Here is a 21,256-nt window from a genome sequence, read left to right as displayed (position 1 = left end):
GGCGCGCGTATGACCACCGTGGTTCTGGTCCTGCTGTGGACGGTCGCCGTCTGGCGTGCCCCCTCGGCCGTACGGTCGTCGAAACAGCGAACCCTGTGGGTCGCCTTCGCCGCGCTGACGCTCGCCATGACCCTGCGCACCCCGGCCGTCATGCACGCCATCGACGGCGGCACGGGCATCAACAACCTGTCGACCCTGTTCAAGCACTACTTGGGCATCACGGCGGCGGGCGCCGTCCTGGAGTTCGTCTACGTCATATCCCGGCCCTACAGCCGCACCGGAGTACGGCGCCGGATGGCCGCCACCGGGGCGACCATGGCCGTGCTGACCATCCTGTTCGCCCTGGTACCGCGCCGGACCGAGGCCGAGGACTTCTTCGACCGCGCCGCCGGGTCCGTCCCGGCCACCGCCTACCTGCTCGTCTGGTTCGCCTATCTGGGCACCGCGATGGCCATGGCCACCTGGCTCTTCTCGGGCTCCAGCCGGCTCGCGGGCGCGGGCTGGCTGCGCACCGGCCTGCGGCTGCTCGGCGCGGGTACGGCGGCCGGGGTGGCGTACGCGCTGGCCCGGGCCGTCTACCTCGTACTGCGCCTCACCGAGGTGACCGGACCCGGCAGCGACGCGGACGCGAGCGCGGTCACGGACGTGATGAAGCACGCCGCCATCGGCCTGATCCTCGTCGGCAGCTCCGTACCGGCCGTCGGAGTGGCCTGGCGGGCGGCTCGGCACTGGCGGTACCTGCGCGCGCTGCGCCCCCTGTGGCAGGACCTGACCGAGGCCGTCCCCGAGGTCGTGCTGGGCGAAGAGCTGCGCCGCCAGGAGCTGCGGATGCGGCTGCACCGCCAGGTCGTCGAGATCCGCGATGCGATCCTCGCTCTCCAGCCGTACGTCTCGGCTGCCCAGCGGGACGCCGCCGAGGCCGCCGTGCCCGCGGGGCGGCGGGATCTCGCGGAGGCCTGCTGGATCGAGACCGCCCGCCACGCCAAGCTCGCCGACCGGGCCCCCGACGACGCCGTCCAGCGCCGCGCCTTCGGCTCCGCGGGCGACGACGCCGCCGACGCCGACCTCGATCTCGAAGCCGAGGCCCAGTGGCTGGAGCGGATCGAGGTGGCCCGGGCCGACGACACCGTACGGGACTTCGTCCGTGCCCACAGCGCGTCCGGGCACAGCGCGGCCGGACATAGCCCGTCCGGACATAGCCCGTCCGGGCACAGCACGCACGACAGCGATCTCGCCTCCCAGCAGAAAGCCCCCCAGTGACCAGCACACCAGCGACCAGCACACCAGCGACCAGCACCGAACCCGGTTCCGCCGCACCGCCGGAGTCCCGCGCCGCCCGGCTCGTCACCGACCACCTCGAGCCGAAGAACTGGATCCTCGCCGTCACCCTGCTCGTCGGCTGGCACAGCGACGGACTGGCCGGGGTCGGCTGGGGGCTGTTCGGCGCGCTGTTCGCGGCCGTCATCCCGGTGCTCTTCATCAAGCTCGGTATCCGGCGCGGCACTTGGGCCGACCGTCACCTCGGCAAGCGGCAGCAGCGGCTCGTGGTCATGGTCTTCATCATCTGCTCGGTCTCCACCGGAACCCTGCTGATGAGCGTCCTGGACGCCCCCTCGGCCATGATCGCGCTCATCGCGGCGATGGTCAGCACACTGGTCGTCCTCATGGCCATCACCTTCACCTGGAAGATCTCCGTCCACGCCGCCGTCTCCTCCGGCAGTATCGCCATCCTCGCTCTCGACTACGGTCCTTGGCTGCTGGCCGTCTACCCTCTGGTCGCCCTCGTCGGCTGGTCCCGCATCGCACTGCGCGACCACACCCCGGCCCAGGTCGTGGCGGGAGCGGTGCTGGGCGCGGTGGTGGCGGGGGTGACGTTCGGGCTGCTGCGGTGACGGGAGCATCACGGGAGGCGCAGTTTCGTACCGAAGTCGCCCCCTGATCTGCATTTGTGCAGGTCAATGGGCGATTCGCTGCCTGGACCCCTGCGTGCCCGGCCCCCGGCCGACGCATGACCGCCAGCAGCGGCGGCCGGGACCGTGTCCTGCTCGGAAGTCACACGGCGACCCTCGTCAGACCGAGGCGGCCCGGCCCTCCGTGCTCGCGCGCAGATAGCCCGAGTTCGCCACCTGACCGAGGTAGGTCAGCCGGGTGTCCGTGGCCATGTGCTTGTCGTAGGCCTCTTTGATGCCGGGCCACTTGGGGTGCCCGAAGTCGTCGAGTACGACGATGCCGCCGGGCGCGACGATCTGCTCGGCCCATGCCAGATCCGCGAGGACGCCGGGGGCGGAGTGGTCGCCGTCGATGATGATCACTCCGTAGGAACGGTCGGAGAGCAGGGCGCGTACCTCGGGGTCCTCGGAGAAGCCCTGCTGGATGCGGGCCGCGGTTCCGGCCGTGCCCGCCAGCGCCAGATTGGTGCGCACCGCGGGCCCGCGCACGGGTGTGCCCGTCGGGTCGCCCCGCTCGGTGGTGCCGGGCTGGAGCTGCAGGCCGGCGAGCGGGTCGACGATCGTCAGGCTCGGGTCGCGGCCCGCGCGCTCCATCATCCGGATCAGGGCCGCGCCGAACATTCCGTACAGGGTGCCGATCTCCAGGATCTCGTCGTTCGGCGGGTCGAGCAGCGGTACGGCGGCGAGCTTGCCGCAGATGTTCATGGTGCCGCCGGCGATCCGGCCGACTCCGAGCGCTTCCAGGGCGGTGAGCAACCGGAACGCCTGGGCGATATTGCGTTCCGCGTCGTCGCTGTCCCCGGTCATCAGCGCCAACTCGTCGATGCCGCGCTTGAGATGGACGTCGGCGGGGAGCCGCGACACTCCGCGTCCTGTTGCGTTGAACAGCAGCTCGAGGGGCTGCTGGCGCCGACGCAGCGCCGCCAGCTCGCGCTGCAGTTCCCCGTCGGGGTCCCTGATGGAGCGGCGGATCCGGCGCTCGATGCGCTGATCGATGAGGTCGGCGATCGGACGCAGGGTGCGCCTGGCGGCCTTGGTGGTGAGAAACCCTCGCATGGCTCTGTATCCCTCACAGGTAGAGGAGGAGCACCGCGTACATGTGGGGGAACAGAAGGTGTGCACGCCTTCCCCGTACGACAGTGGAGCGGGCGGCACAGTAGGAGCGTTCGAAGGACAGTAGAACGTAAAACGTCCACAGATCAAGCACCGCAGACAACGGCGTTCAGGCCAGGAAGAGGGGATGGTCCTCGGGCTACAAGAGGGTTACGGCATCAGGTCGTCAGGGTGGGCGGGGACCGGAAGCTCCGTCCTCGTTGGGCAGGAATCGGGCCGGCAGCGCCCAGCTTCGGCAAGGGATGGCGGGCCAGGCGGGCAGAGCGAGCCGTAGTCATTCACCGACCAGGTGACACAGCGTCAGACCTGAGGCACTAGTCTCGCGGGATGCGCGTAATGACCTGGAACGTCTGGGGTCGGTTCGGGCCGTGGCGCGAGCGGGCTCCGCTCATTCTGGCGATCCTGGAGACGCTGCAAGCCGACGTGGTGTGCCTGCAGGAGACGTGGAGCACTCAAGTTGGAGACCAGGCCAACGAGTTGGCAACGTCACTTGGTCTTCACGCGGTCTTCGGCCGGAGTCGGATGCCACGGCCCGAATCAGGTGACTCCGAGCATGTCCTGTGTGGCCTGGCGGTGCTCGGGCGGTGGCCAGTCCTCAGGCACCGACTGCACGTCTTGCCCGACGGGCCCGAGGGCAGCCCACCGGAACACGGTGCGCCTTCGGTCGCACTCGTGGTCACCTTCGACCACCCGGCCGGCCCGCTGCACGTCGTGACCGCCTGCCCCGACTGGCAGGCCGAACGTGAGGGTGCCAGGCTCGCCCAGAACCGCACCCTGGCAGCACTCCTCACCGACCCGGCTCTCGACGGACCGCTGCCGGTCATTCTTGCCGCCGACCTCAACTCGCGGCCCGACACACCGGAGTTCCAGCCCTTGGCCCAGGCTCTCGTCGATGCCTGGGCCACCACACATCCCGGTGAGCCGGGGTACACCTTCACCACTGACAACCGGTTCGTCGGCCCCGACGAGTGGCTGGCCGACGGACGAATCGATCACATCCTCGCCCGCTCCGGAACCCCCGGCCATCCCCTCGCCTTCCTTGCCACGGCGCTGGCCGGCACCGGCGACCCGGCCCCATCAGATCACTACGCCGTGGTAGCCGATCTCGACGGGTGACTACGGCGCCCCGTGTGAACCGCACCGCGCACCGCGCGGCGCCGAACTGGCGCTGCAGCACGCCGAGTTGGTGCCACAGGGCCAGGACGTCGTCGGCGCTGGATCAAGCCGTAGACGGCAGGCATACGACCCGACCCGTCAGGAATCGAATGCGTCCTCCCGAGTCTCCGGCAGGGCCAGCAGGCACAGGAGGCTCAGCAGGCAGAGGCCGCCTGTGTAGAAGCCCAGTACGAGTGGGGAGTCCCACTGGCTGTTCAGCCAGGTGGCGATGCTTGGGGCGAAGCCGCCGCCGAGGGTGTTGGCGAGGATGAAGGTGGCTGAGGCTCCGGTGTAGCGCAGGCGGGCGGGGAAGAGTTCGGCGAGGAAGGCCGCCATGGGGGAGAACATCAGCGCCAGCAGCATGAGGCCGATGGCGTAGGCGCCGGTGATCAGCAGGGCGTTGCGTGAGCTCAGCGAGGCGTACATCGGGACGGCCCACAGCACGCTGCCGATGGCTCCCGTCAGCATGACGGGGCGGCGGCCTATCCGGTCGGCCAGTCTGGCGGCCGGGAGGGTGAGGGCGATTCCGGCCGCCGCGCCGATGCTCGCCGCGGTCAGCATGGTGTTCCGGGAGATGCCGAGTGCCTGAGGCGCGTACGACAGGCTGTAGACGATCGTGAGGTAGTAGACGGCCGAGCCGCCGATCGCCGCGCCGGTGCCGAGCAGGAGCCGGCCGGGGTGCTGCTTGAGGAGCGTGCCGAGCGGGAAGCGGGACACGGGTGCGGGTGTCGTAGCGCCGGCCGCCGAGCTGAACACAGGTGACTCGGAGACCCTCGACCGCACCCACAGGCCGATCCCGAAGAGCACGATGCTGAGCAGGAACGGGATCCGCCAGGCGCCGTCCGCGAAGCCGTCCTGGCCCGCGATGTTGAGGGTGGGCAGGATGACGGCGGTGGAGAGGAGGAAGCCGAGCGACGGGCCGACGTTCGGGATGGCCGCGTACAGCGCTCGGCGTCCGGGGGGCGCGTGCTCCGCGGCGAGCAGTACCGCTCCGCCCCACTCGCCGCCCATGCTCACGCCCTGGAGCAGACGGAGCGTCACCAGCAGTACGGGAGCGAGGAGTCCGGCGGACTCGTACGTCGGCAGCAGTCCGACGCCGACCGTCGCCACGCCCATCAGCAGCAGCGAGAGGACCAGGGCCCGGCGGCGGCCCAGCCGGTCACCGATCGTGCCGAACAGTACGACGCCGAGAGGGCGGGAGAGGAAGGCCGCGGCGAACGTGAGGAACGCGGCCAGGGAGGAAGCGGTGGGGTTGTCGGAGGGGAAGAAGGCGGGTCCGAGGACGAGCGCGGCGGCGGTGCCGTACACGGCGAAGTCGTAGTACTCGATCGTGGTGCCGATCAGGCTCGCGACGGCGACCCGCGGCGCCTCGCCCTTCGCTGCCGCCGATGGTGCCTCGGCCGGTCTGGAGCCGGCGGACTCGGGAACGGTCTTCGACGTTGAATCGGGCATGGGGGGGTTCACTTCCGGTACGCCCGGAGCGAGCGAACGGTCCGGGTTCCAGGGGGACGGCCTCGCATGCAACACGAACCAGAGTGCGCCTGTCACCCTAATCCGCGGAATTCAATTCCAACAAGGATGACGCCACGTCCGATTTACCGAACAGGGCCGCCGAGGTCTACGCGGGATGCACGGAAGAATAAGCAGCCATTGACTCGTGGCTGACACGTGGCATCAACAGATAAGGCCTCGATAGGTTGCGAGCAGGGTAGAGCGCGATAGGGCGCAGTGCGCATACGGCGCGCTGCGCTCACCTTCTGGGCATTTAGTGCACAAACCGCTACGAACACCACACCTCGGCGCCGTCAACCCCCTCATTCCTGTCAATTCGCTGTCAATATTCATGCGGCTTGCGGCATAGAAATTCTTCGGCGGTCACATCTTGCCAACCGGCGATCACCCGTGAATGCTTACGCGGGACCAAACTTGAAAGTTCTACGACCATCATTTTTCGGACACCGGGGCCCCAAACGGGATGATGCTGTTCGACATTCCGAAGAGTTCAATCCAAGCCGCTGCCGGACCTTTTCCATGCAGCCTTTGGGCTGGGAAGGTGCATTATCCATGCTGAAAGCTGGCAAGCCATTGCGTCTGCGCAGACTGTCGCTGGCGGGTGATAACCGGTACCTGTTCGTCCCGCTCGACCACAGCGTTTCGGACGGCCCGCTCGTACCCGCCGGCCAATGGGACGATCTGTTGCGGGCGCTGGTCGGCGGAGGGGCCGACGGGATCATCGTCCACAAGGGACGGGCCCGGGCCCTCGCACCGGAGATCCTCAAGAGCTGCGCGCTCGTGGTGCACCTGAGCGCCAGTACCGCCTGCGCGGCCGATGTCGATGCCAAGGTGCTGGTCGGCGACGTCGAGGAGGCGCTGCGGCTCGGCGCGGACGCGGTCAGTGTCCATGTGAACATCGGCTCGGACACCGAGAGTCGGCAGCTCGCGGACCTGGGGGCGGTGGCCCGCTCCTGCGACGACTGGGGAATGCCGCTGATCGCGATGATCTACCCCCGGGGTCCCCGGATCGACAACCCGCGTGATCCCGCACTCCTCGCCCATCTGGTCAACGTCGCCGCGGACTTGGGTGCCGACATGGTGAAAACCTCGGTCGCCCTGCCGCTCGACCGGATGGCCGAGGTGGTGGCCCACAGCCCCATCCCAGTTCTGGCCGCCGGAGGGCCGCCGGACGGCTCCGACCTCATCGAGTACGGCAAGGCGGTGATGGCCTCCGGCTGTCAGGGGCTGGCGGTCGGCCGCCGGATCTTTTCGGCCCCCTCACCCGCCTCTCTGGTGGCCGGGCTAGCGGCGGTCGTACACGGCCGCGGCGGTGACGGCGGCACGCCGGGTGACAACGGGCAGGCGACGCGTCCACCAGACGGAACGACAAACGATGGCAGAGGCATGACTCACTATTCGACGATCGTGGCAGGTGTCGCATGAGGTTCGCGTGGATCGATCTCCGTGAAGTTCCACGGCCGCAACTCCAAGCGGTGGTGGACGCGGCCGTCCACACCCGGATGGCCGGAGTGCTGGCCACCGATGCCGAGCTGCTCGGGACGCTGCCTCCGACCATCACTCGGGTGCTGGTCTCCGCGGGTCCGGCCGCGGCCGGCGCGAAGAAGCCGAGTGACAAGAGCACCGGCGGCTCGAAGGATGCCAAGGGCGCCGAGGGCGCCAAGGAGGCGAAGTCCTCGGCCGCCGCCACCTCCTCGGCTCCGGCCTCCTCCCCGGCCGGAGCCGGAATCGACGTTCTGCTACGGCATTTCAGTACCCAGGAAGAGCTGGACACGGTCGCCGCGGAGCACCGTGCCAGTGGCGCCGAGGGTGCGACCGTCGCCGGTTTCGTCGATGTACGGGACGACCGCACCCTGCAGCTCTCCTGCGCGGGTGCCATGGCGTTGCCGTACACCGTCATCCACTTCGCCGATCCGACCAAGATCCCGCTGGAGATCGTGCTCGCGGCGGCCGAGCCCGCCGAGGGCAAGCTGGTGACCGTCGTCGACGACCTGGAGGAAGCCGGGATCGTCTTCGACGTTCTTGAGCGTGGCTCGGACGGCGTCCTCTTCTCGCCCCGCAGCGCCGACGAGGTGTTCGCGCTGGCGCGGCTGCTGGAGGCCACCACACCCCAACTGGAGCTGTCCACGCTGACGGTGGAGAGCATCCGGCACGTCGGGCTCGGCGACCGGGTCTGCGTGGACACCTGCTCGCACTTCGATGAGGACGAGGGCATCCTCGTCGGCTCGTACTCCTCCGGGTTCGTGCTCTGCTGCAGCGAGACCCATCCGCTGCCGTACATGCCGACCAGGCCGTTCCGGGTCAACGCCGGTGCCCTGCACTCGTACACGCTGGGGCCCGACAACCGCACCAGCTACCTGAGTGAGGTCGGCTCCGGGATGGCGCTGCTGGCGGTCGGCGCCGACGGTCGGACGCGGCGGGTCGTGGTCGGCCGGGCCAAGCTCGAATCGCGGCCGCTGCTTGAGATCCGTACCCATGCCGAGAACGGGCAGCTGGTCAGCCTGACCGTGCAGGACGACTGGCATGTACGGGTGCTCGGCCCGGGCGGGAAGGTCCTCAACGTCACCGAACTGCAGACCGGTGACGAACTGCTCGGCTATCTGGCCCGGGACCAGCGCCATGTGGGCCTGCCCATCGGCGAGTTCTGCAAGGAGGTCTGATGGGCGAGCTCGCGGACCTCGTGGATGACGTGGACGACGAGATGGGCCCTTTCATCCAGCGGCTGTTCGATGCGCGGGACGACGGACTGCCGTACCTGACGCATCAGCAGGAGACCGTCACCCGGGCCGAGTTGCGGGAACGGGTCGGCAAGCAGGCCGCCGTGTTCGCCGGGTACGGCATCGGTCCGGGCAGCACCGTGGGCCTGCGGACACCGCCCAGCTTCACCCAGGTCGAGGTGCTGCTCGCGCTGTGGCGGCTGGGCGCCCAGGTGCTGCTCTTCGACTTCCGGCTCAAACCGGCCGAGGTGGAGGCGCTCTGCGCGACCTGCCGGCCGCAGTTCATGGTCAGCGCCGGGGTCAACGTCCGGGCTACGTTCGGTTTCCGGCCCGACTACGAGGTCGTCACCGAGTGCTACGGCACCGGCTGGGCCGCCACCACCGGACACCGGCTGGTTCAGTTCAGCTCTGGCTCCACCGGGCGGCCGAAGGTGATCGGCAGGACCGCGCGTTCGCTCGCCGCCGAGGTGGAACGGTTCGCCGCGATTCCCGGGATGCCGGGGGAGGGCGACCGGCTGCTGCTGCTCAGTTCGACCGCGCACAGCTTCGGTCTGATCGCCGGGCTGCTGCATTCGCTGGCGGCCGGGGTGTCCGTGGTCTTCGCGCCCCGGGTCTCGGCGCGCGACATCCTGCGTACCGCCGTGGACCACCGGATCACCGCTCTGTTCGGGGTGCCGATGCACTACGAACTGCTCGCAGCCGCCATCGATCCTCCCGAACTGCCCGAGCTACGGGTCGCGGTGTCGGGCGGCGAGTTGATGCCTCCGGCGGTGGCGGCGCGGTTCGCCGAGCGGTACGGCGTGCCTGTCGGCGAGTCGTACGGGACCACGGAGACCGGGGTGGTCGCCATGGACGCCGGCGGCTCGCTGCGGCCGTCGGTCGGGCGGGCCACGCTGGGGGTGGTGGTGCGGGAGCACAAGGGCGAGCTGGATGTCGCGCTTGAGGAGTCGCCGTACCTCTTCGACTCGGGTGGCCGCCAGTACGAGGACGGGTGGCTGCACACCCGGGACCGGGCCACGGTGGACGGCACCGGAGCGGTGCGGGTGCACGGGCGTGCGGACTCCCTCGTCGTGATCGGGGGGCTCAAGGTGGATCTCACCGAGGTCGAGAACGTGCTGCGTGACCATCCGGCGGTTGAGCAGGCGGTTCTCGTCCATGAGGGCATGACCGAGGCGTTCGTTGCAGTGGCTGTCGGCCATGAGCCTCCCTCCGGCGAGGAGTTGCTGCGGTGGTGCCGGGAGCGGCTGGCGGACTACAAGCTGCCGCGGGTGGTGCGGGTTCTGGAGGCTTTGCCTCGTACGTCCAACGGGAAGCTGGTGCGCAACGCGGCGGCGCTGCGCTCTGCTGGGTGAGTTGGGGTGTTGCCGGTTGTTTGTTGTCTGCGGGTCCGTTGCGGCTGGTCGCTCCCCCACTCTCGAATTCGCTCGTGCGGGGGGACCCCCATCGCGGCGGAGCCGCAAATGTCACAGCCCCGTGCCCCTAACGGGGCGCTCCCCTCGGCGTCCGCGTGAACGGGCACGCCCCTGCGGCCGCACGACGGGGCGCGCTCACTCGGCGGAGCCGCACAGCGTCACTGCCTTGAGCCCCATCCGGTCGCTCAACTCACTTACCTGAACCGTTCAATGGAGATTCTGATCATGAGTACGTCAACCTTGGAAGACGAGATCCGCGAGTTCATCCTGACCTCTGTCATCGACGAGATGAACATCCTGACCAGCCGTGACGGCATCACCGACGAGAGCCCGGTGACCGTCGGCGGGCTGGATGTGGACTCGCTGAGTCTTATCGAGCTCACCCTGCGGCTGGAGTCGCGGTTCGGTGTGGAGATTCCGGACACCGATATCGAATCCCTGGCCTCACTGACCCTCGGCGGACTTGTCGCCGAGGTCGTCCGGCGCGGTGCGAAGGCATGAGCGCGGGGGCCACGGTGAACGACGCGGACTCCTCGGTGTCCGCCATCACCACCGACACCGTCCGGGAGCTGTTGTCGGACCGCAAGATCTTTCCCGGGCTGCCCGACGACCTCGGCGAGGATGCCGAACTGGTCTTGGATTCCCTCGGGTTGGTGTGGCTGCTGCATGTGGTGGAGGAGCGCTACGGCCTGGTCGTGGAGCCCACCGACGAGGACATCGCCGGGCTGACCTCGCTCCGGCGGCTCACCGAGTTTCTGCGCGCCGCCCAGACGGGCCGGGCGGAGGAAGGCGGCCGCGATGAGCGCTGAGGTGACGGTGACCGGATTCGGCGTACGCACCGCGTTCGGTACGGGCGCCGAGGCCCTGCGGCGTGGGGTCTTCGCGGGCGTCCCCTCGTTCGCGCCCACTACGAGGTTCGACACCGGCCCGTACCGTACGGCGATGGCGGCCGCCGCCCCGGACGGACCCGACGCGGTCGAGGACTGGGCGCTGCGGCACGCACTCGCCCAGTGCGGCGCGGAAGCCCTCGACATGGCCGGCCTCCGCCCGGGCACGGAGGCGGCGGTCCTGCTCGGCGTCGCCGGCGACCACACCAGCGTCACCCGCTACTGGCGAACCGCTGCCGAGTCCTCGTCCCCAACGCCCTTGCCGGACGGACCGGACGGGCCGGGCGACCCGAACGGTCCGGGCGGTGCGGACGCCCCGGGAGGTCCGGGCAGTGCGGACGGCTCGAATGGCCCGGGCGGTGCGGACGGCCCGTCCGGCCGGAACGGCACGGACGGCACGGACGGCACGGACGGCACGTACGGCACCAAGGACCGGTACGCCGACGCCGTCCCCGCCCACCTGGCCGAGTTGCTGGCCGGAGGCCTCCGCCTCACCGGGCCTCGGCTCACCTTCACCAATGCCTGTGTCGCCTCCGCCGCCGCGATCATCCACGCCTGCCGGCTGATCTCCTCCGGCCGGATCGATACGGCGGTCTGTGCGGGCGGATATCTGGTGGAGGAGGAGACGTTCGGCAAGTTCGACTCCGGTCGGGCGTTGTCGCGTGACGGCATGGTGCGCCCGTTCAGCGCCGACCGTAGCGGGCTGCTGCTGGGCGACGGCGTCGCGGCCGTCGTGCTGGAGTCCGCCGAGCACGCCCGGCGCCGCGGTGCCCGGCCGCTGACGACCATCGCGGGCTGGGGCGCGGCCACGGACGCGCACCACATCGCTCAGCCGCACCCGGAGGGAGCCGGCCTGGCCCGCGCGGCGCGGCAGGCGTTGCGGCTCGCCGGGGACCCGGACGGCGCGTCCCTCGGCTATGTCAACGCCCATGGCACCGGCACCAAGTACAACGACGGAGCCGAGACCCGAGGACTGCGAGCCGCCTTCCCGGAGCACGCCGAGTCGATACCGGTCAGCTCCACCAAGAGCACCACGGGCCACCTTCTGGAGGCGGCGGGCGTCGTGGAGTTCGTGATCACGATGCTGGCCCTGATGGACGGCGTACTGCCGCCGACCGCCGGATACGGCCGCCCGGACCCGGAGTGCGACCTGGACTACGTACCGAACCAGCCGCGCCAAGCCGACCCGCGCCGGGCCCTCAACATCAACGCCGCCTTCGGGGGCGCCAACACCGCACTCGTCCTGGAGCGGCCATGACGACCGAGAAGACGGTACTCCGCTCGCCCCTCGGCATCCTCGCGACCGCCACCGCGACCCACGGCACCGGGCGGTCCGAGCCCGACGAGGCCACCGGGGCCGATGCGGACATCCCGCTCCCGCGCCTCCCCGGCTTCGTGGAGTCGGCCTTCAGCCCGCTGGCCTTCGACGTCAGCAGGCAGTGCCTCACCGAACGGCCCGGCGACGGCGCACGTACGGCCGTAGTGCTGGCCACGTTGATGGGGGACACCACCACCGCGGACCTGGCCAGTCAGCGCATGGTGTCCGGGCGGGTCCACAACCCGCTGCTGTTCATGCAGGCCACCGCCAATGCCGTACTGGGCTATACGAGCCAGGAGTTCGGGATCACGGGGCAGACGTTCAGCCTCTCCACCCTCGACGACCCGGTGGCCGAGCTACTGACGATGGCCGATCTGCTGCTGGAGGACACGGAGTTGGACCGGGTCCTGGTGCTGGGCGTGGAGCTGGGCGGCAGCGAGCGTCTGGCCGCCATGTATCGGGAACTGGTCGCCGACAGCGGCCGCCCGGCCCCGGTCCCGGACCTGCCCGCGACCGCCGGCCTGGCGGCGGCGGTGCTGCTCGGCCGTCCCGGAGGCGAGGCACCGGTGTCGGTCCGGTCGGCCGAGGCGTACGACGCCGACGGGACAGAGGCGGCCGGGCATCCCGGAAGCATCCAGGGCCTGTTCGACCTGGCCGCCGCCCACCGGCGACTGCTGCGGGACGGCGGCAGCCAACTCCTGGTGACCGAGCCCCGGTCGCCCGCATTCATCCTCACCGCCGCCACCGAGTAGGGAACGAGACGGAGAACCATGCTCATCAGTAGGCAGGAGCGGGCACGGATCTGCTCCGACACCGAACTCGGCGCCGGTAATGTGCTGCACCGTCTGAAGGCGTACGACCGCCCGCTCGACGAGCCCGTACTGCGGACGGACGGCACCTGGCAGGCACCGGACGGCAGCCGCCCCGACGTACTGACCCTGCGTCAGCTCTGCGAGGCCGTCGAGACGTATGCCGGCTGGTACGCCGCCCACGGCGTGCGGCCCCGCGACCCGGTCGCCGTGCACTCCCACTCCAGTGCCGAGAACGCGGTGAACTATCTGGCCCTGACGTCTCTCGGCGCGATCCCGTCGCTCGTCAACGGCAACCTGCGCCCCGAGATCGCCCGCGAGTACGTGCGCCGTCAGGGTGCGGTGGGCGCGTTCACGGACGCCGCGCACCACTCCGTGCTGTCGGGCCCGGAGTCGGGGCTCGGCTTCTGCGTGACCGCCGACGGGATCGGGCCGGAGTTCCGCGAGCGGCTGCCGATGTCGTACCCGTACCGGCACGACCCCACCGACCCGGTGATCATCTCGCACTCCTCCGGTACCACCGGCATGCCCAAGGGAGTGCCGCACAGCCACCGGACGCTGATGTACTCGCAGGTACACCGGCTGCGCTACTCCACCGGAGCCGACATGGCGCGCACCCTGGTGGCGCTGCCGGGGCCGCACAACGCCTCCATCGCGACTCTTCTGTACTGCCTGCTGCTGCGCGCGGACATCAAGCTGCTCTCCAGCCAGCGCGGCACCGAAGTGCTCGACGCCATCGAGGAGTTCCGGCCGAGCACGGTACTGGCCTTCGCCGGAACCTTCGGTGAGATGGCCGGGGAGGACCTGGCGGCCCGTGACCTGTCCAGTGTCGAGGTGTGGTTCAACACCGGAGACGCGGCGCACGAGGCGCACATCCGGGCCCTGGTGCGGCACGGCGTTCGCGAGGAGATCAGCAGGGACGGCGGGGTTCTGCGCCGCAGCCGGGTCGAGGGGTCCGTCTTCATCGACGGGCTCGGCTCCTCCGAAGTCGGCCACTCGCTCTTCCACAACCGGCACACCAAGGACACCTCCGCGTACTCGCGCTGCATCGGCAAGCCGTTCAGCTTCGCCGAGGCCGCCGTGCTCGCCGAGGACGGCACCCCGTTGCCGCCCGGGGAGATCGGCCGCCTCGGCCTGAAGTCGCCGACGATCACGCCCGGTTACTGGAACGACTCGCTGACCTGGAACCGGATGCGGCTGGGCGGCTACTGGCTGCCCGGCGACCTCGCCTACCAGGACGAGGAGGGCAACTTCTACCACCTGGACCGGGCGACCGACGCCATCCGGACCCGCGACGGAATCCTGTTCAGCACCCGCACCGAGGAACTGCTGCTGCGGGAGCTGCCCGAACTGGCCGACTGCACCGTCGTCGGGGTCGCCCCCGAGGGCGTACGGGCGGACTGGGACGGCGACGGAGAGGCCGAGGCCTACGCACTGCTCCAGCTCACGCACGACGGCGACGGCGACAACGCCAACGACGACACCAACGGCGATGACCGCAATGAGGCGTGGACCGAGCGGGTCAACGCGGTCCTGTCGGGCGCCGGATTCCCGCCTGTGACCCGCGCTGTGCCGATGAAGCCCGAGGACGTGGCCAAGGGCGCCACCGGCAAGGTTCTGAAGCGCGTGATGCGCGACCGCTTCGCCGCCAAGGAACTCACGGAGCACGCATGAGTACGGAAACGGGTGCCGGCGAAGTCAACCACCGCGCCCGGGCATCGGAGGCGTACCGGCTGTGGTGGCAGCACGACGCCAACTGGTACCAGGGCGTGGCCGAGCGGTTCGGGCAGCAGGCCGCGAACGAGATCAACGCCGAGGCGATGCGCAAGGTCGCCCTCAAGGTCGCGCAGCAGGTCGCTCGCCGGAGCGGCCCCCTCCCCGGCAGCGGTGACAGCGGCAAGGACCTGGAGGAGCTGCGCCGCCGCTACGACGACTGCGGGGACCGTATGTTTCCGCCGGAACTGCGCAACGCGTCCACCGAGGTGGAGGGCGACGACCTGATCGTGCTCACCTTGCGGCGGAACTTCGCCATCACCATGGTGCGGATGTCCGGTTCGCTGGAGGGCTACCGGTGCCCGTGCACCGACATCCACGCGGGCTGGTCCGAGGGACTCGGCGTGACCCTGACGGAGAACCGGGCCGAGAGCTGTCTGCGGGACGGGGACAAGGCGTGCCGACTGCTGATGCGGGTCGCCACCCCCGTCGTCCCGCCCGTTACGGAGGATTGAGCAGTGCGTGTACTTGTCACCGGGGCCACCGGTGTGATCGGACATCCGCTGGTGGGCGCGCTGCGGGCGCGGGGCCATGAGGTGACTGCGCTGGTGCGTCAGGGGTCCCGGGCGCGGGCCCCGGAGGCGGACCAGGTCGTGGTCGCCGACGCCCTCGACCGCGAGGCCGTGTTGTCGGCGGTGTCGGACGCGCGGCCCGAGGTGGTCGTCCACCAGATGACGGCGTTGCGGGCGATGCACGACGACCCGCCGGGGGCCTTCGCACTGACCCGGCGGTTGCGCACCGAGGGCACCGCTCACCTCGTCGAGGCGGCGCGGGCGGTCGGTGCGCGGCGGTTGGTCGCGCAGTCCATCGCCTTCGCCGCGGCCCCGGCCTCGGTTCCGGTCGTCGACGAGGACGCGCCGCTGTATGTGGACGCCCCCGACCCCGGCTGGGCCTCCACCGTCCAGGCCGTCGCCGAGTTGGAGCGGCTGGTGCTGGGCAGCGGTCCGGACCTCGCGGGTGTGGTGCTGCGGTACGGCTCGCTGTACGGGCCCAAGACCGCGTACGCACGGACCGGCGGGACCGCGCAGGCGGTGCTGGCCGGGCGGTTCCCGTTGCCCGGGGACGGCGCCGGGATCATGTCGTTCCTGCATGTCGAGGACGCCGTCGCGGCGACGGTGGCGGCCATCGAGTCGGACGCCACCGGGGTGTTCCACGTGACGGACGACGACCCGGCCCCGGCCGCGCAATGGCTGCCGCACTACGCCCGTACGCTGGTCGGCCCGTCCCCGCGGACGATCCCGGCGGAGCTCGCACCCCGGATGCTCGGCTGGTACATGACCCATCAACTCACCGCGGCACACGGCGCGTCCAACGACCGGGCCCGTACGACGCTGGGCTGGAAGCCGCTGCGGCCCAGCTGGCGGGACGGGCTGGGCGGGGAATGACCGAGCCGGCACAGAGTGAGCCGGTACAGAGCGGGCCCGGTGACGCCCTCGTCATCTGTGTGATCGGTGCCGGTCCACGCGGGCTCTCGGTCCTGGAACGGATCTGCGCCAACGCCGACGGCATCGCCGGGGCCACCCGTCCGGTCGTGGTCCACCTCGTCGACCCGTACCCGCCCGGCGCGGGCGCGGTATGGCGTACCGACCAGCCGGACGAGCTGTTGATGAACACGGTCGCCTCCCAGGTGACCCTGTTCACCGACGACAGCGTGGACTGCGCGGGGCCGTCGGTGCCGGGGCCCAGCCTGTACGAGTGGGCGCGCATGGTCAGCCAGGGAGCGTTCGCCGAGGGCTGCCAGGACCGGGTCCTGGACGAGGCGCGGCGGCTCGGCCCGGACACCTACCCGACCCGGGCATTCCACGGCCATTACCTGAAGTGGGTGTTACGACACCTTCTGCGCACCGCTGCTCCCCGAGTGACGGTCCACACGCACCGGGCGATTGCGGTCGCGCTGGACGACGCCCCGGACGGGCGGCAGACGGTGACACTGGAGGACGGCGGCCTGCTGTCCGGGATGGACGCGGTGGTCCTGGCCCTCGGCCACGGGGAGCTGACCCCGAGCCAGGAGGAACGGGAGCTGCGCTCCTTCGCCGACCGGCACGGCCTGGCCTATGTGGGTCCCGCCAACCCGGCCGACGCCGATCTGAGCGGCATCCCGCCGGGCACGCGGCTGGCGTTGCGCGGTCTCGGGCTGAACTTCTTCGACCAGCTGGCGCTGCTCACCGAGGGCCGCGGCGGCACGTTCAAGGAGAGCCAGTCCGGACTCGTGTACCTCCCGAGCGGCAACGAGCCGGTCCTGTACGCCGGTTCGCGGCGCGGTGTGCCGTACCACGCGCGGGGCGAGAACGAGAAGGGCGCACTCGGCCGCCACCATCCCCGGTTCCTGACCCCGGAGGTCATCGCCGGGCTGCGGCGGCCGGCGGACGGCGGGCAGCCCGTCACCTTTCGCCGTGACATCTGGCCGCTGATCGACCGGGAGGTCCGCACCGTCTACCACGAGGCGTGGATCCTGGCCGCCCACGGGCCCGGGGCCGCCGATGAGTTCGTACGGTCCTGTCTTGCCGGGGCCTGTCTTGCCGGGGTCAGTCTTGCCGGGGCCGGGGAAGCGGCCCTGCTCGACCGGTACGCGGTGCCGCCCGGCGAGCGGTGGGACTGGCAGCGGATCGAGCGTCCGTACGGCGAGCGGACCTTCGCCGGCCGGGACGACTTCCGGCACTGGCTGCTGGACCACCTGCGGCGGGATGTCGCCGAGGCCCGGCTGGGCAATGTGAGCGGGCCGCTGAAGGCCGCGCTGGACGCCCTGCGGGATCTGCGCAACGAGATCCGGCTGGTGGTCGACCACGGCGGTGTCTCCGGTGAGTCGTACCGTGCCGAACTGGACGGCTGGTACACGCCGTTGAACGCGTTCACCTCGATCGGTCCGCCGGCCTTCCGGATCGAGCAGCTGATCGCGCTGATCGAGGCCGAGGTGCTGCACATGGTCGGTCCGGGGATGCGGGTGCGGCCCTCGGCGCGCGAAGGCGGTTTCCTCGTGGACGCGGAGCTGGTGTCCGCGCCCGAGGTGCCGGTGAGCGCACTGGTCGAGGCGCGGTTGCCCGTCGTCGATCTGCGGCGGAGCACGAATCCGCTGCTGCGGGGACTGCTGACGGCCGGCCAGTGCGGCCCGTACCGGCTGACCGGCTGGGAGACGGGCGGACTCGCGGTGACAGGGAGCCCGCCCCGGCTCGTGGACGCGGCGGGCCGGGCGCATCCGCGCCGGTTCGCCTTCGGGGTGCCGACGGAGGGCGTGCGCTGGGTGACGGCGGTCGGCATCAGGCCGGGCGTCGGCTCGGTGACGCTGGAGGACTCGGACGCGATCGCGCGGGCGGCTTTGCGAATGGCGGGGAACGAAGAGGCGTCGCCCGCCAGCACTTTGACCGTACGTCAGACAACAGGCGCAGGGGGCCGAAGAACGTGAACGGGATGTCCGTGGGCACCGATGCGGGTCTGCTCGCCCCGACCTGGGCGGGCACGCCCGTCGCGGCCGAGGTGACCGACGAGGCATGGCTGCAGGCGATGCTGGACGCCGAAGTGGCGCTGGCCCGGGCCCAGCACGCCGTCGGGCTGACGCCCGCCGCCGCGGTGGAGGCGATCGCCTCGGTGGCCCACGCGGACCGCCTCGACCTGGTCGCCCTGGCCCATGCGGCCCGGGCCGCGGCCAACCCGGTCGTCGCGCTGGTGAGCGCCTTCACCGAGGTGGTCGCCGCCAGTGACGCGGCAGCCGCCGAGTACGTACACCGCGGGTCGACCAGCCAGGACATCCTCGACTCGGCGGCCATGCTGGTCGCCCGCAGAGTGCTCGGCCTGATCGCCGCCGACCTGGAACGCACCGGCGCCGCCCTGGCCGCGCTGGCCGACACCCACCGCCACACCGTCCTGGCCGGGCGCACCCTGGCCCAGCACGCGGTGCCCACCACTTTCGGCCTCAAGGCAGCGGGCTGGCTCCAACTCGTCGCCGACGCCCTGGCCCGGGTCCGTACGGTCGCGTCCGCGCTGCCGGCCCAACTCGGCGGCGCGGCAGGCACCCTGGCCGCGTACCGGGAGTACGCGGCCTTGGACGGCGGGGTGGGTGAGGGCGGCGTCGAGTTGCTCGGCCCGTTCGCGGAGGCCCTGGGTTTGGCCGAACCGGTGCTGCCGTGGCACACCGTGCGCACGCCGATCGCCGAACTGGGCGCGGTACTCCAGCTGGTCACCGGAGCGCTCGGGAAGTTCGCGCTCGACGTGCAGACGCTGTCCCGTACCGAGATCGGCGAGGTGTCCGAGCCCGCGGCCGCGGGACGCGGGGCCTCTTCGGCGATGCCGCAGAAGCGGAACCCCGCGCTCGCCACGCTGATCGTGACGGCGGCCCGTCAAGTGCCCGCCCATGCCCTCGTACTGGCGCAGTGCATGCTCGCCGAGGACGAGCGGCCCGCCGGAGCGTGGCACGCGGAGTGGCAACCGCTGCGGGAGGCGCTGCGGCTGACGGGCGGGGCCACACACACGGCCGTCGAACTCGCGGAGGGGCTGATCGTCCACCCCGAACGGATGCTCGCCAATCTCGAACTGACCGGCGGCGCCATCGTCACCGAACGGCTGACGGTGGCGCTCGCCCCGGTGCTCGGCAAGGTACGGGCGAAGAAACTGCTGACCGCCGCCTCGGCCGAGGCCGCCGACACCGGGCGCACGATCGGCGAGGTGCTGTCCGGCCATCCCGAGGTGACGGCCCGGTTCACCCCCGACCAGCTGTTCGAACTGCTCGACCCGGCCCGCTACACGGGCGCCGCCGCCGCACTGGTCGACCGGGCGCTGCGCGGATACGGGCGGACGCCACCGGGGTGTTCCACGTGACGGACGACGACCCGGCCCCGGCCGTGCAATGGCTTCCGCACTACGCCCGCACGCCGGCCGGCCCGTCCCCTCGTACGATCCCGGCGGAGCTCGCACCCCGGATGCTCGGCTGGTACATGACCCATCAACTCACCGCGGCACACGGCGCGTCCAACGACCGGGCCCGTACAGCACTCGCCTGGAAGCCGCTGCGGCCCAGCTGGCGCGACGGGCTGGGCAAGGGGTAACTGGGTCGTCTCCCTCAGGACGAGTCCCCGTAGCGGTGGGCAATCGCGGACGCGCGGTCGCGCAGCGACGTACGCAACGACTGCGGGGACAAGGCTTCCGCGTCCATGCTGAGCTGCCACAGCGCCCATTCCGCGTGGCGGGAATCCTGGAAGGTCACCTCCAGCCGCAGCCAGCCGTCCGCGTCGGGTTCTTCCGCGCGGACGGCCAGCGCGGTGTCCAGCAGTTCCTCCCGCCGGGCCGGGTTCACCCGTAGCAGCACGGTGATGTGGTCGCCGCCGGAGAGGAACCGCGCGGAGCGTTCCCGCCAGATCCGGTCCAGGTCGACCCGGTTCGGTCGCTGTGCCGGTTCGGGGAGTTCTTCGGCGGCCAGCACCCGCGACAGCCGGTACGTGCGGTCCTCGCCGGATCGCGTCGCCAGCAAGTAGGCACGGTCGCGCACGGTGACCAGGCCGATCGGGTCCACTGTGCGCCACTGGGGTGTCTGGCCCGTGGCCGCGTAATGGATGCGCAGCTTGTGTCCGGCGAGCACCGCGCGCCGTACCTCGATCATCGTGGTGTCGGGCACCTCCTCGGTGACCAGCCGACGCGAGAGCAGATCGGTCTCCGGGTCTACGAGAAAACGCTGGGCCGCGTCGCTCGCGGTGGCCCGGTGGCTCTCGGGCAACGCGTCGACCACCTTCCGCATGGCCGAAGCGAGCGCCGAGCCGAGGCCGAACACCAGCTCGCCGCGCCCCGATCCGGCGGTCAGCAGGGCGAGCGCCTCGTCGTGATTCAGACCTGTGAGCTCGGTCCGGAAACCGGGCGCCAACGCGAAACCGCCGTGCCGCCCGCGTTCGGCATAGACCGGGACGCCGGCCGTGGACAGCGCCTCGATATCGCGCAGCACCGTACGGGTAGAAACCTCCAGCTCACGGGCCAGCGTGTCCGCGGTCAGCCGACCGCGCTGACGCAGCAGCAGGACCAGGGAGACCAGCCGGTCAGCGCGCATGCGCGAACTTTATCCAAATACGTGACGGTGGATGTCATGTTTTGTTGCGAAGCTCGTCCACACGACGTCGAAGCCGACGGCTACCGAGCCAATGGCCGCGTACGCACTCCCCCCACGCATCGAAACGAGCCGAAACGAATCGAATGGAGCTGACGTGGCAGTGGAACGAACGGCGGTCAACCCGGTGGCCTGGTCGGTGGAAATGGGCTTCAACCAGGGCGAGATCGTCTCCGGGCACACCCGCACCCTGTACATCTCGGGCCAGACCGCGATGAACGCCGACGGCAAGCCCGAGCATGACGGCGACATGGCGGCGCAGTTGGCGCTCAGCATCGACAACCTGGAGGCCGTGCTCACCGAGGCCGGCATGTCTCTCGCGAACCTGGTCCGGCTCAACGTCTACACGACCGACGTCGATCTGCTCCTCCAGCACTACGGCGTGCTGGCGGCCCGGTTGGGCGCCTCCGCGGTGGCACCGACCATGACGATGCTCGGGGTGACGCGGCTGGCGATCCCCACCCTGTTGGTCGAACTCGAGGGAACCGCCGTCGCGTGACGCGACTTCCGCCAACTGCCTTGCCGGGCC

Annotated in this window: 20 protein-coding genes; 17 read left to right on the top strand and 3 right to left on the bottom strand. The window is 70.7% G+C overall.

The window, feature by feature from the left end; translation table 11 throughout:
* The first annotated feature begins 9 nt into the window (after positions 1-9).
* Together OHT21_RS15615 and OHT21_RS15610 are read left to right on the top strand one after the other, a co-directional pair.
* Positions 10-1,260 (top strand): MAB_1171c family putative transporter, encoded by a 1,251-nt coding sequence (locus OHT21_RS15615; protein ID WP_328768913.1) that lies wholly within the window; start codon positions 10-12, stop codon positions 1,258-1,260.
* Positions 1,257-1,892 (top strand): phosphatase PAP2 family protein, encoded by a 636-nt coding sequence (locus OHT21_RS15610; RefSeq protein WP_328768912.1) that lies wholly within the window; start codon positions 1,257-1,259, stop codon positions 1,890-1,892. Before OHT21_RS15615 ends, OHT21_RS15610 begins: the two co-directional genes overlap by 4 nt.
* Positions 1,893-2,069: 177 nt before the next feature.
* Here the strand turns inward: OHT21_RS15610 and OHT21_RS15605 are convergent, their stop codons facing one another.
* Complete coding sequence (locus OHT21_RS15605) at positions 2,070-3,005, bottom strand: class I SAM-dependent methyltransferase (protein WP_328768911.1); 936 nt, start codon at positions 3,003-3,005, stop codon at positions 2,070-2,072.
* A gap of 384 nt (positions 3,006-3,389) precedes the next feature.
* Between OHT21_RS15605 and OHT21_RS15600 the strand changes: the two genes are divergently transcribed.
* Entirely contained in the window at positions 3,390-4,178 is a 789-nt protein-coding gene (locus OHT21_RS15600; protein ID WP_328768910.1) for an endonuclease/exonuclease/phosphatase family protein, read from the top strand.
* Positions 4,179-4,316: 138 nt separating this feature from the next.
* Here OHT21_RS15600 and OHT21_RS15595 read toward each other — a convergent pair whose 3' ends face one another.
* Positions 4,317-5,669, bottom strand: coding sequence for an MFS transporter (locus OHT21_RS15595; protein ID WP_328768909.1), 1,353 nt, complete (start codon positions 5,667-5,669; stop codon positions 4,317-4,319).
* Between the two features lie 612 nt (positions 5,670-6,281).
* On the opposite strand from OHT21_RS15595, the gene OHT21_RS15590 reads away from it, so the two are divergent.
* The 13 genes from OHT21_RS15590 (at position 6,282) to OHT21_RS15530 (ending at position 19,681) form a co-directional block, all read left to right on the top strand.
* On the top strand, positions 6,282-7,154 hold the full coding sequence (locus OHT21_RS15590) for a 2-amino-3,7-dideoxy-D-threo-hept-6-ulosonate synthase (RefSeq protein WP_328768908.1): 873 nt from the start codon (positions 6,282-6,284) through the stop codon (positions 7,152-7,154).
* Positions 7,151-8,389 carry a 3-dehydroquinate synthase II family protein gene (locus OHT21_RS15585; protein ID WP_328768907.1) on the top strand — a complete coding sequence of 413 codons (1,239 nt, stop codon included), beginning with the start codon at positions 7,151-7,153 and terminating at the stop codon, positions 8,387-8,389. Before OHT21_RS15590 ends, OHT21_RS15585 begins: the two co-directional genes overlap by 4 nt.
* Positions 8,389-9,798, top strand: coding sequence for a class I adenylate-forming enzyme family protein (locus tag OHT21_RS15580; RefSeq protein WP_328768906.1), 1,410 nt, complete (start codon positions 8,389-8,391; stop codon positions 9,796-9,798). Before OHT21_RS15585 ends, OHT21_RS15580 begins: the two co-directional genes overlap by 1 nt.
* Before the next feature lie 285 nt (positions 9,799-10,083).
* Complete coding sequence (locus OHT21_RS15575; protein ID WP_328768905.1) at positions 10,084-10,359, top strand: acyl carrier protein; 276 nt, start codon at positions 10,084-10,086, stop codon at positions 10,357-10,359.
* Positions 10,356-10,667, top strand: a complete 312-nt coding sequence (locus OHT21_RS15570) for an acyl carrier protein (RefSeq protein ID WP_328768904.1) — start codon at positions 10,356-10,358, stop codon at positions 10,665-10,667. The genes OHT21_RS15575 and OHT21_RS15570 overlap by 4 nt, the downstream gene beginning before the upstream one ends.
* On the top strand, positions 10,657-12,003 hold the full coding sequence (locus OHT21_RS15565; RefSeq protein ID WP_328768903.1) for a beta-ketoacyl-[acyl-carrier-protein] synthase family protein: 1,347 nt from the start codon (positions 10,657-10,659) through the stop codon (positions 12,001-12,003). Before OHT21_RS15570 ends, OHT21_RS15565 begins: the two co-directional genes overlap by 11 nt.
* Entirely contained in the window at positions 12,000-12,815 is an 816-nt protein-coding gene (locus tag OHT21_RS15560) for a hypothetical protein (RefSeq protein ID WP_328768902.1), read from the top strand. Before OHT21_RS15565 ends, OHT21_RS15560 begins: the two co-directional genes overlap by 4 nt.
* An 18-nt stretch (positions 12,816-12,833) precedes the next feature.
* On the top strand, positions 12,834-14,546 hold the full coding sequence (locus OHT21_RS15555; RefSeq protein WP_328768901.1) for a class I adenylate-forming enzyme family protein: 1,713 nt from the start codon (positions 12,834-12,836) through the stop codon (positions 14,544-14,546).
* The gene (locus tag OHT21_RS15550) at positions 14,543-15,100 is read left to right on the top strand and encodes a hypothetical protein (protein ID WP_328768900.1); all 558 of its coding nucleotides are present in this window, start codon (positions 14,543-14,545) and stop codon (positions 15,098-15,100) included. The genes OHT21_RS15555 and OHT21_RS15550 overlap by 4 nt, the downstream gene beginning before the upstream one ends.
* 3 nt (positions 15,101-15,103) lie before the next feature.
* The gene (locus tag OHT21_RS15545; protein ID WP_328768899.1) at positions 15,104-16,030 is read left to right on the top strand and encodes an NAD-dependent epimerase/dehydratase family protein; all 927 of its coding nucleotides are present in this window, start codon (positions 15,104-15,106) and stop codon (positions 16,028-16,030) included.
* Complete coding sequence (locus OHT21_RS15540; RefSeq protein WP_328768897.1) at positions 16,027-18,045, top strand: FAD/NAD(P)-binding protein; 2,019 nt, start codon at positions 16,027-16,029, stop codon at positions 18,043-18,045. Before OHT21_RS15545 ends, OHT21_RS15540 begins: the two co-directional genes overlap by 4 nt.
* A 5-nt stretch (positions 18,046-18,050) precedes the next feature.
* Positions 18,051-19,454 carry a class-II fumarase/aspartase family protein gene (locus OHT21_RS15535; protein ID WP_328768896.1) on the top strand — a complete coding sequence of 468 codons (1,404 nt, stop codon included), beginning with the start codon at positions 18,051-18,053 and terminating at the stop codon, positions 19,452-19,454.
* On the top strand, positions 19,451-19,681 hold the full coding sequence (locus tag OHT21_RS15530; protein ID WP_328768895.1) for a hypothetical protein: 231 nt from the start codon (positions 19,451-19,453) through the stop codon (positions 19,679-19,681). Before OHT21_RS15535 ends, OHT21_RS15530 begins: the two co-directional genes overlap by 4 nt.
* Before the next feature lie 14 nt (positions 19,682-19,695).
* Here the strand turns inward: OHT21_RS15530 and OHT21_RS15525 are convergent, their stop codons facing one another.
* Entirely contained in the window at positions 19,696-20,670 is a 975-nt protein-coding gene (locus OHT21_RS15525; RefSeq protein WP_328768894.1) for a helix-turn-helix transcriptional regulator, read from the bottom strand.
* 160 nt (positions 20,671-20,830) lie between these two features.
* Here OHT21_RS15525 and OHT21_RS15520 point away from each other — a divergent pair, with 160 nt between their 5' ends.
* Complete coding sequence (locus tag OHT21_RS15520) at positions 20,831-21,226, top strand: RidA family protein (RefSeq protein ID WP_328774092.1); 396 nt, start codon at positions 20,831-20,833, stop codon at positions 21,224-21,226.
* Positions 21,227-21,256: the final 30 nt, after the last annotated feature.

Origin of the sequence: Streptomyces sp. NBC_00286 (assembly GCF_036173125.1) — a bacterium.
Classification (GTDB): domain Bacteria; phylum Actinomycetota; class Actinomycetes; order Streptomycetales; family Streptomycetaceae; genus Streptomyces.
The sequence above is the reverse complement of the archived record's forward strand: the minus strand, read 5'-3'. Positions and strand labels throughout refer to the sequence as shown.

Excerpts from the sequence above, each read along its gene's own strand:
- OHT21_RS15615 (WP_328768913.1), top strand. The coding sequence starts at position 10 with ATGACCACCGTGGTTCTGGTCCTGCTGTGGACGGTCGCCGTCTGGCGT.
- OHT21_RS15605 (WP_328768911.1), bottom strand. The coding sequence starts at position 3,005 with ATGCGAGGGTTTCTCACCACCAAGGCCGCCAGGCGCACCCTGCGTCCG.
- OHT21_RS15600 (WP_328768910.1), top strand. The coding sequence starts at position 3,390 with ATGCGCGTAATGACCTGGAACGTCTGGGGTCGGTTCGGGCCGTGGCGC.
- OHT21_RS15595 (WP_328768909.1), bottom strand. The coding sequence starts at position 5,669 with ATGCCCGATTCAACGTCGAAGACCGTTCCCGAGTCCGCCGGCTCCAGA.
- OHT21_RS15590 (WP_328768908.1), top strand. The coding sequence starts at position 6,282 with ATGCTGAAAGCTGGCAAGCCATTGCGTCTGCGCAGACTGTCGCTGGCG.
- OHT21_RS15585 (WP_328768907.1), top strand. The coding sequence starts at position 7,151 with ATGAGGTTCGCGTGGATCGATCTCCGTGAAGTTCCACGGCCGCAACTC.
- OHT21_RS15580 (WP_328768906.1), top strand. The coding sequence starts at position 8,389 with ATGGGCGAGCTCGCGGACCTCGTGGATGACGTGGACGACGAGATGGGC.
- OHT21_RS15575 (WP_328768905.1), top strand. The coding sequence starts at position 10,084 with ATGAGTACGTCAACCTTGGAAGACGAGATCCGCGAGTTCATCCTGACC.
- OHT21_RS15570 (WP_328768904.1), top strand. The coding sequence starts at position 10,356 with ATGAGCGCGGGGGCCACGGTGAACGACGCGGACTCCTCGGTGTCCGCC.
- OHT21_RS15565 (WP_328768903.1), top strand. The coding sequence starts at position 10,657 with ATGAGCGCTGAGGTGACGGTGACCGGATTCGGCGTACGCACCGCGTTC.
- OHT21_RS15560 (WP_328768902.1), top strand. The coding sequence starts at position 12,000 with ATGACGACCGAGAAGACGGTACTCCGCTCGCCCCTCGGCATCCTCGCG.
- OHT21_RS15555 (WP_328768901.1), top strand. The coding sequence starts at position 12,834 with ATGCTCATCAGTAGGCAGGAGCGGGCACGGATCTGCTCCGACACCGAA.
- OHT21_RS15550 (WP_328768900.1), top strand. The coding sequence starts at position 14,543 with ATGAGTACGGAAACGGGTGCCGGCGAAGTCAACCACCGCGCCCGGGCA.
- OHT21_RS15540 (WP_328768897.1), top strand. The coding sequence starts at position 16,027 with ATGACCGAGCCGGCACAGAGTGAGCCGGTACAGAGCGGGCCCGGTGAC.
- OHT21_RS15535 (WP_328768896.1), top strand. The coding sequence starts at position 18,051 with ATGTCCGTGGGCACCGATGCGGGTCTGCTCGCCCCGACCTGGGCGGGC.
- OHT21_RS15525 (WP_328768894.1), bottom strand. The coding sequence starts at position 20,670 with ATGCGCGCTGACCGGCTGGTCTCCCTGGTCCTGCTGCTGCGTCAGCGC.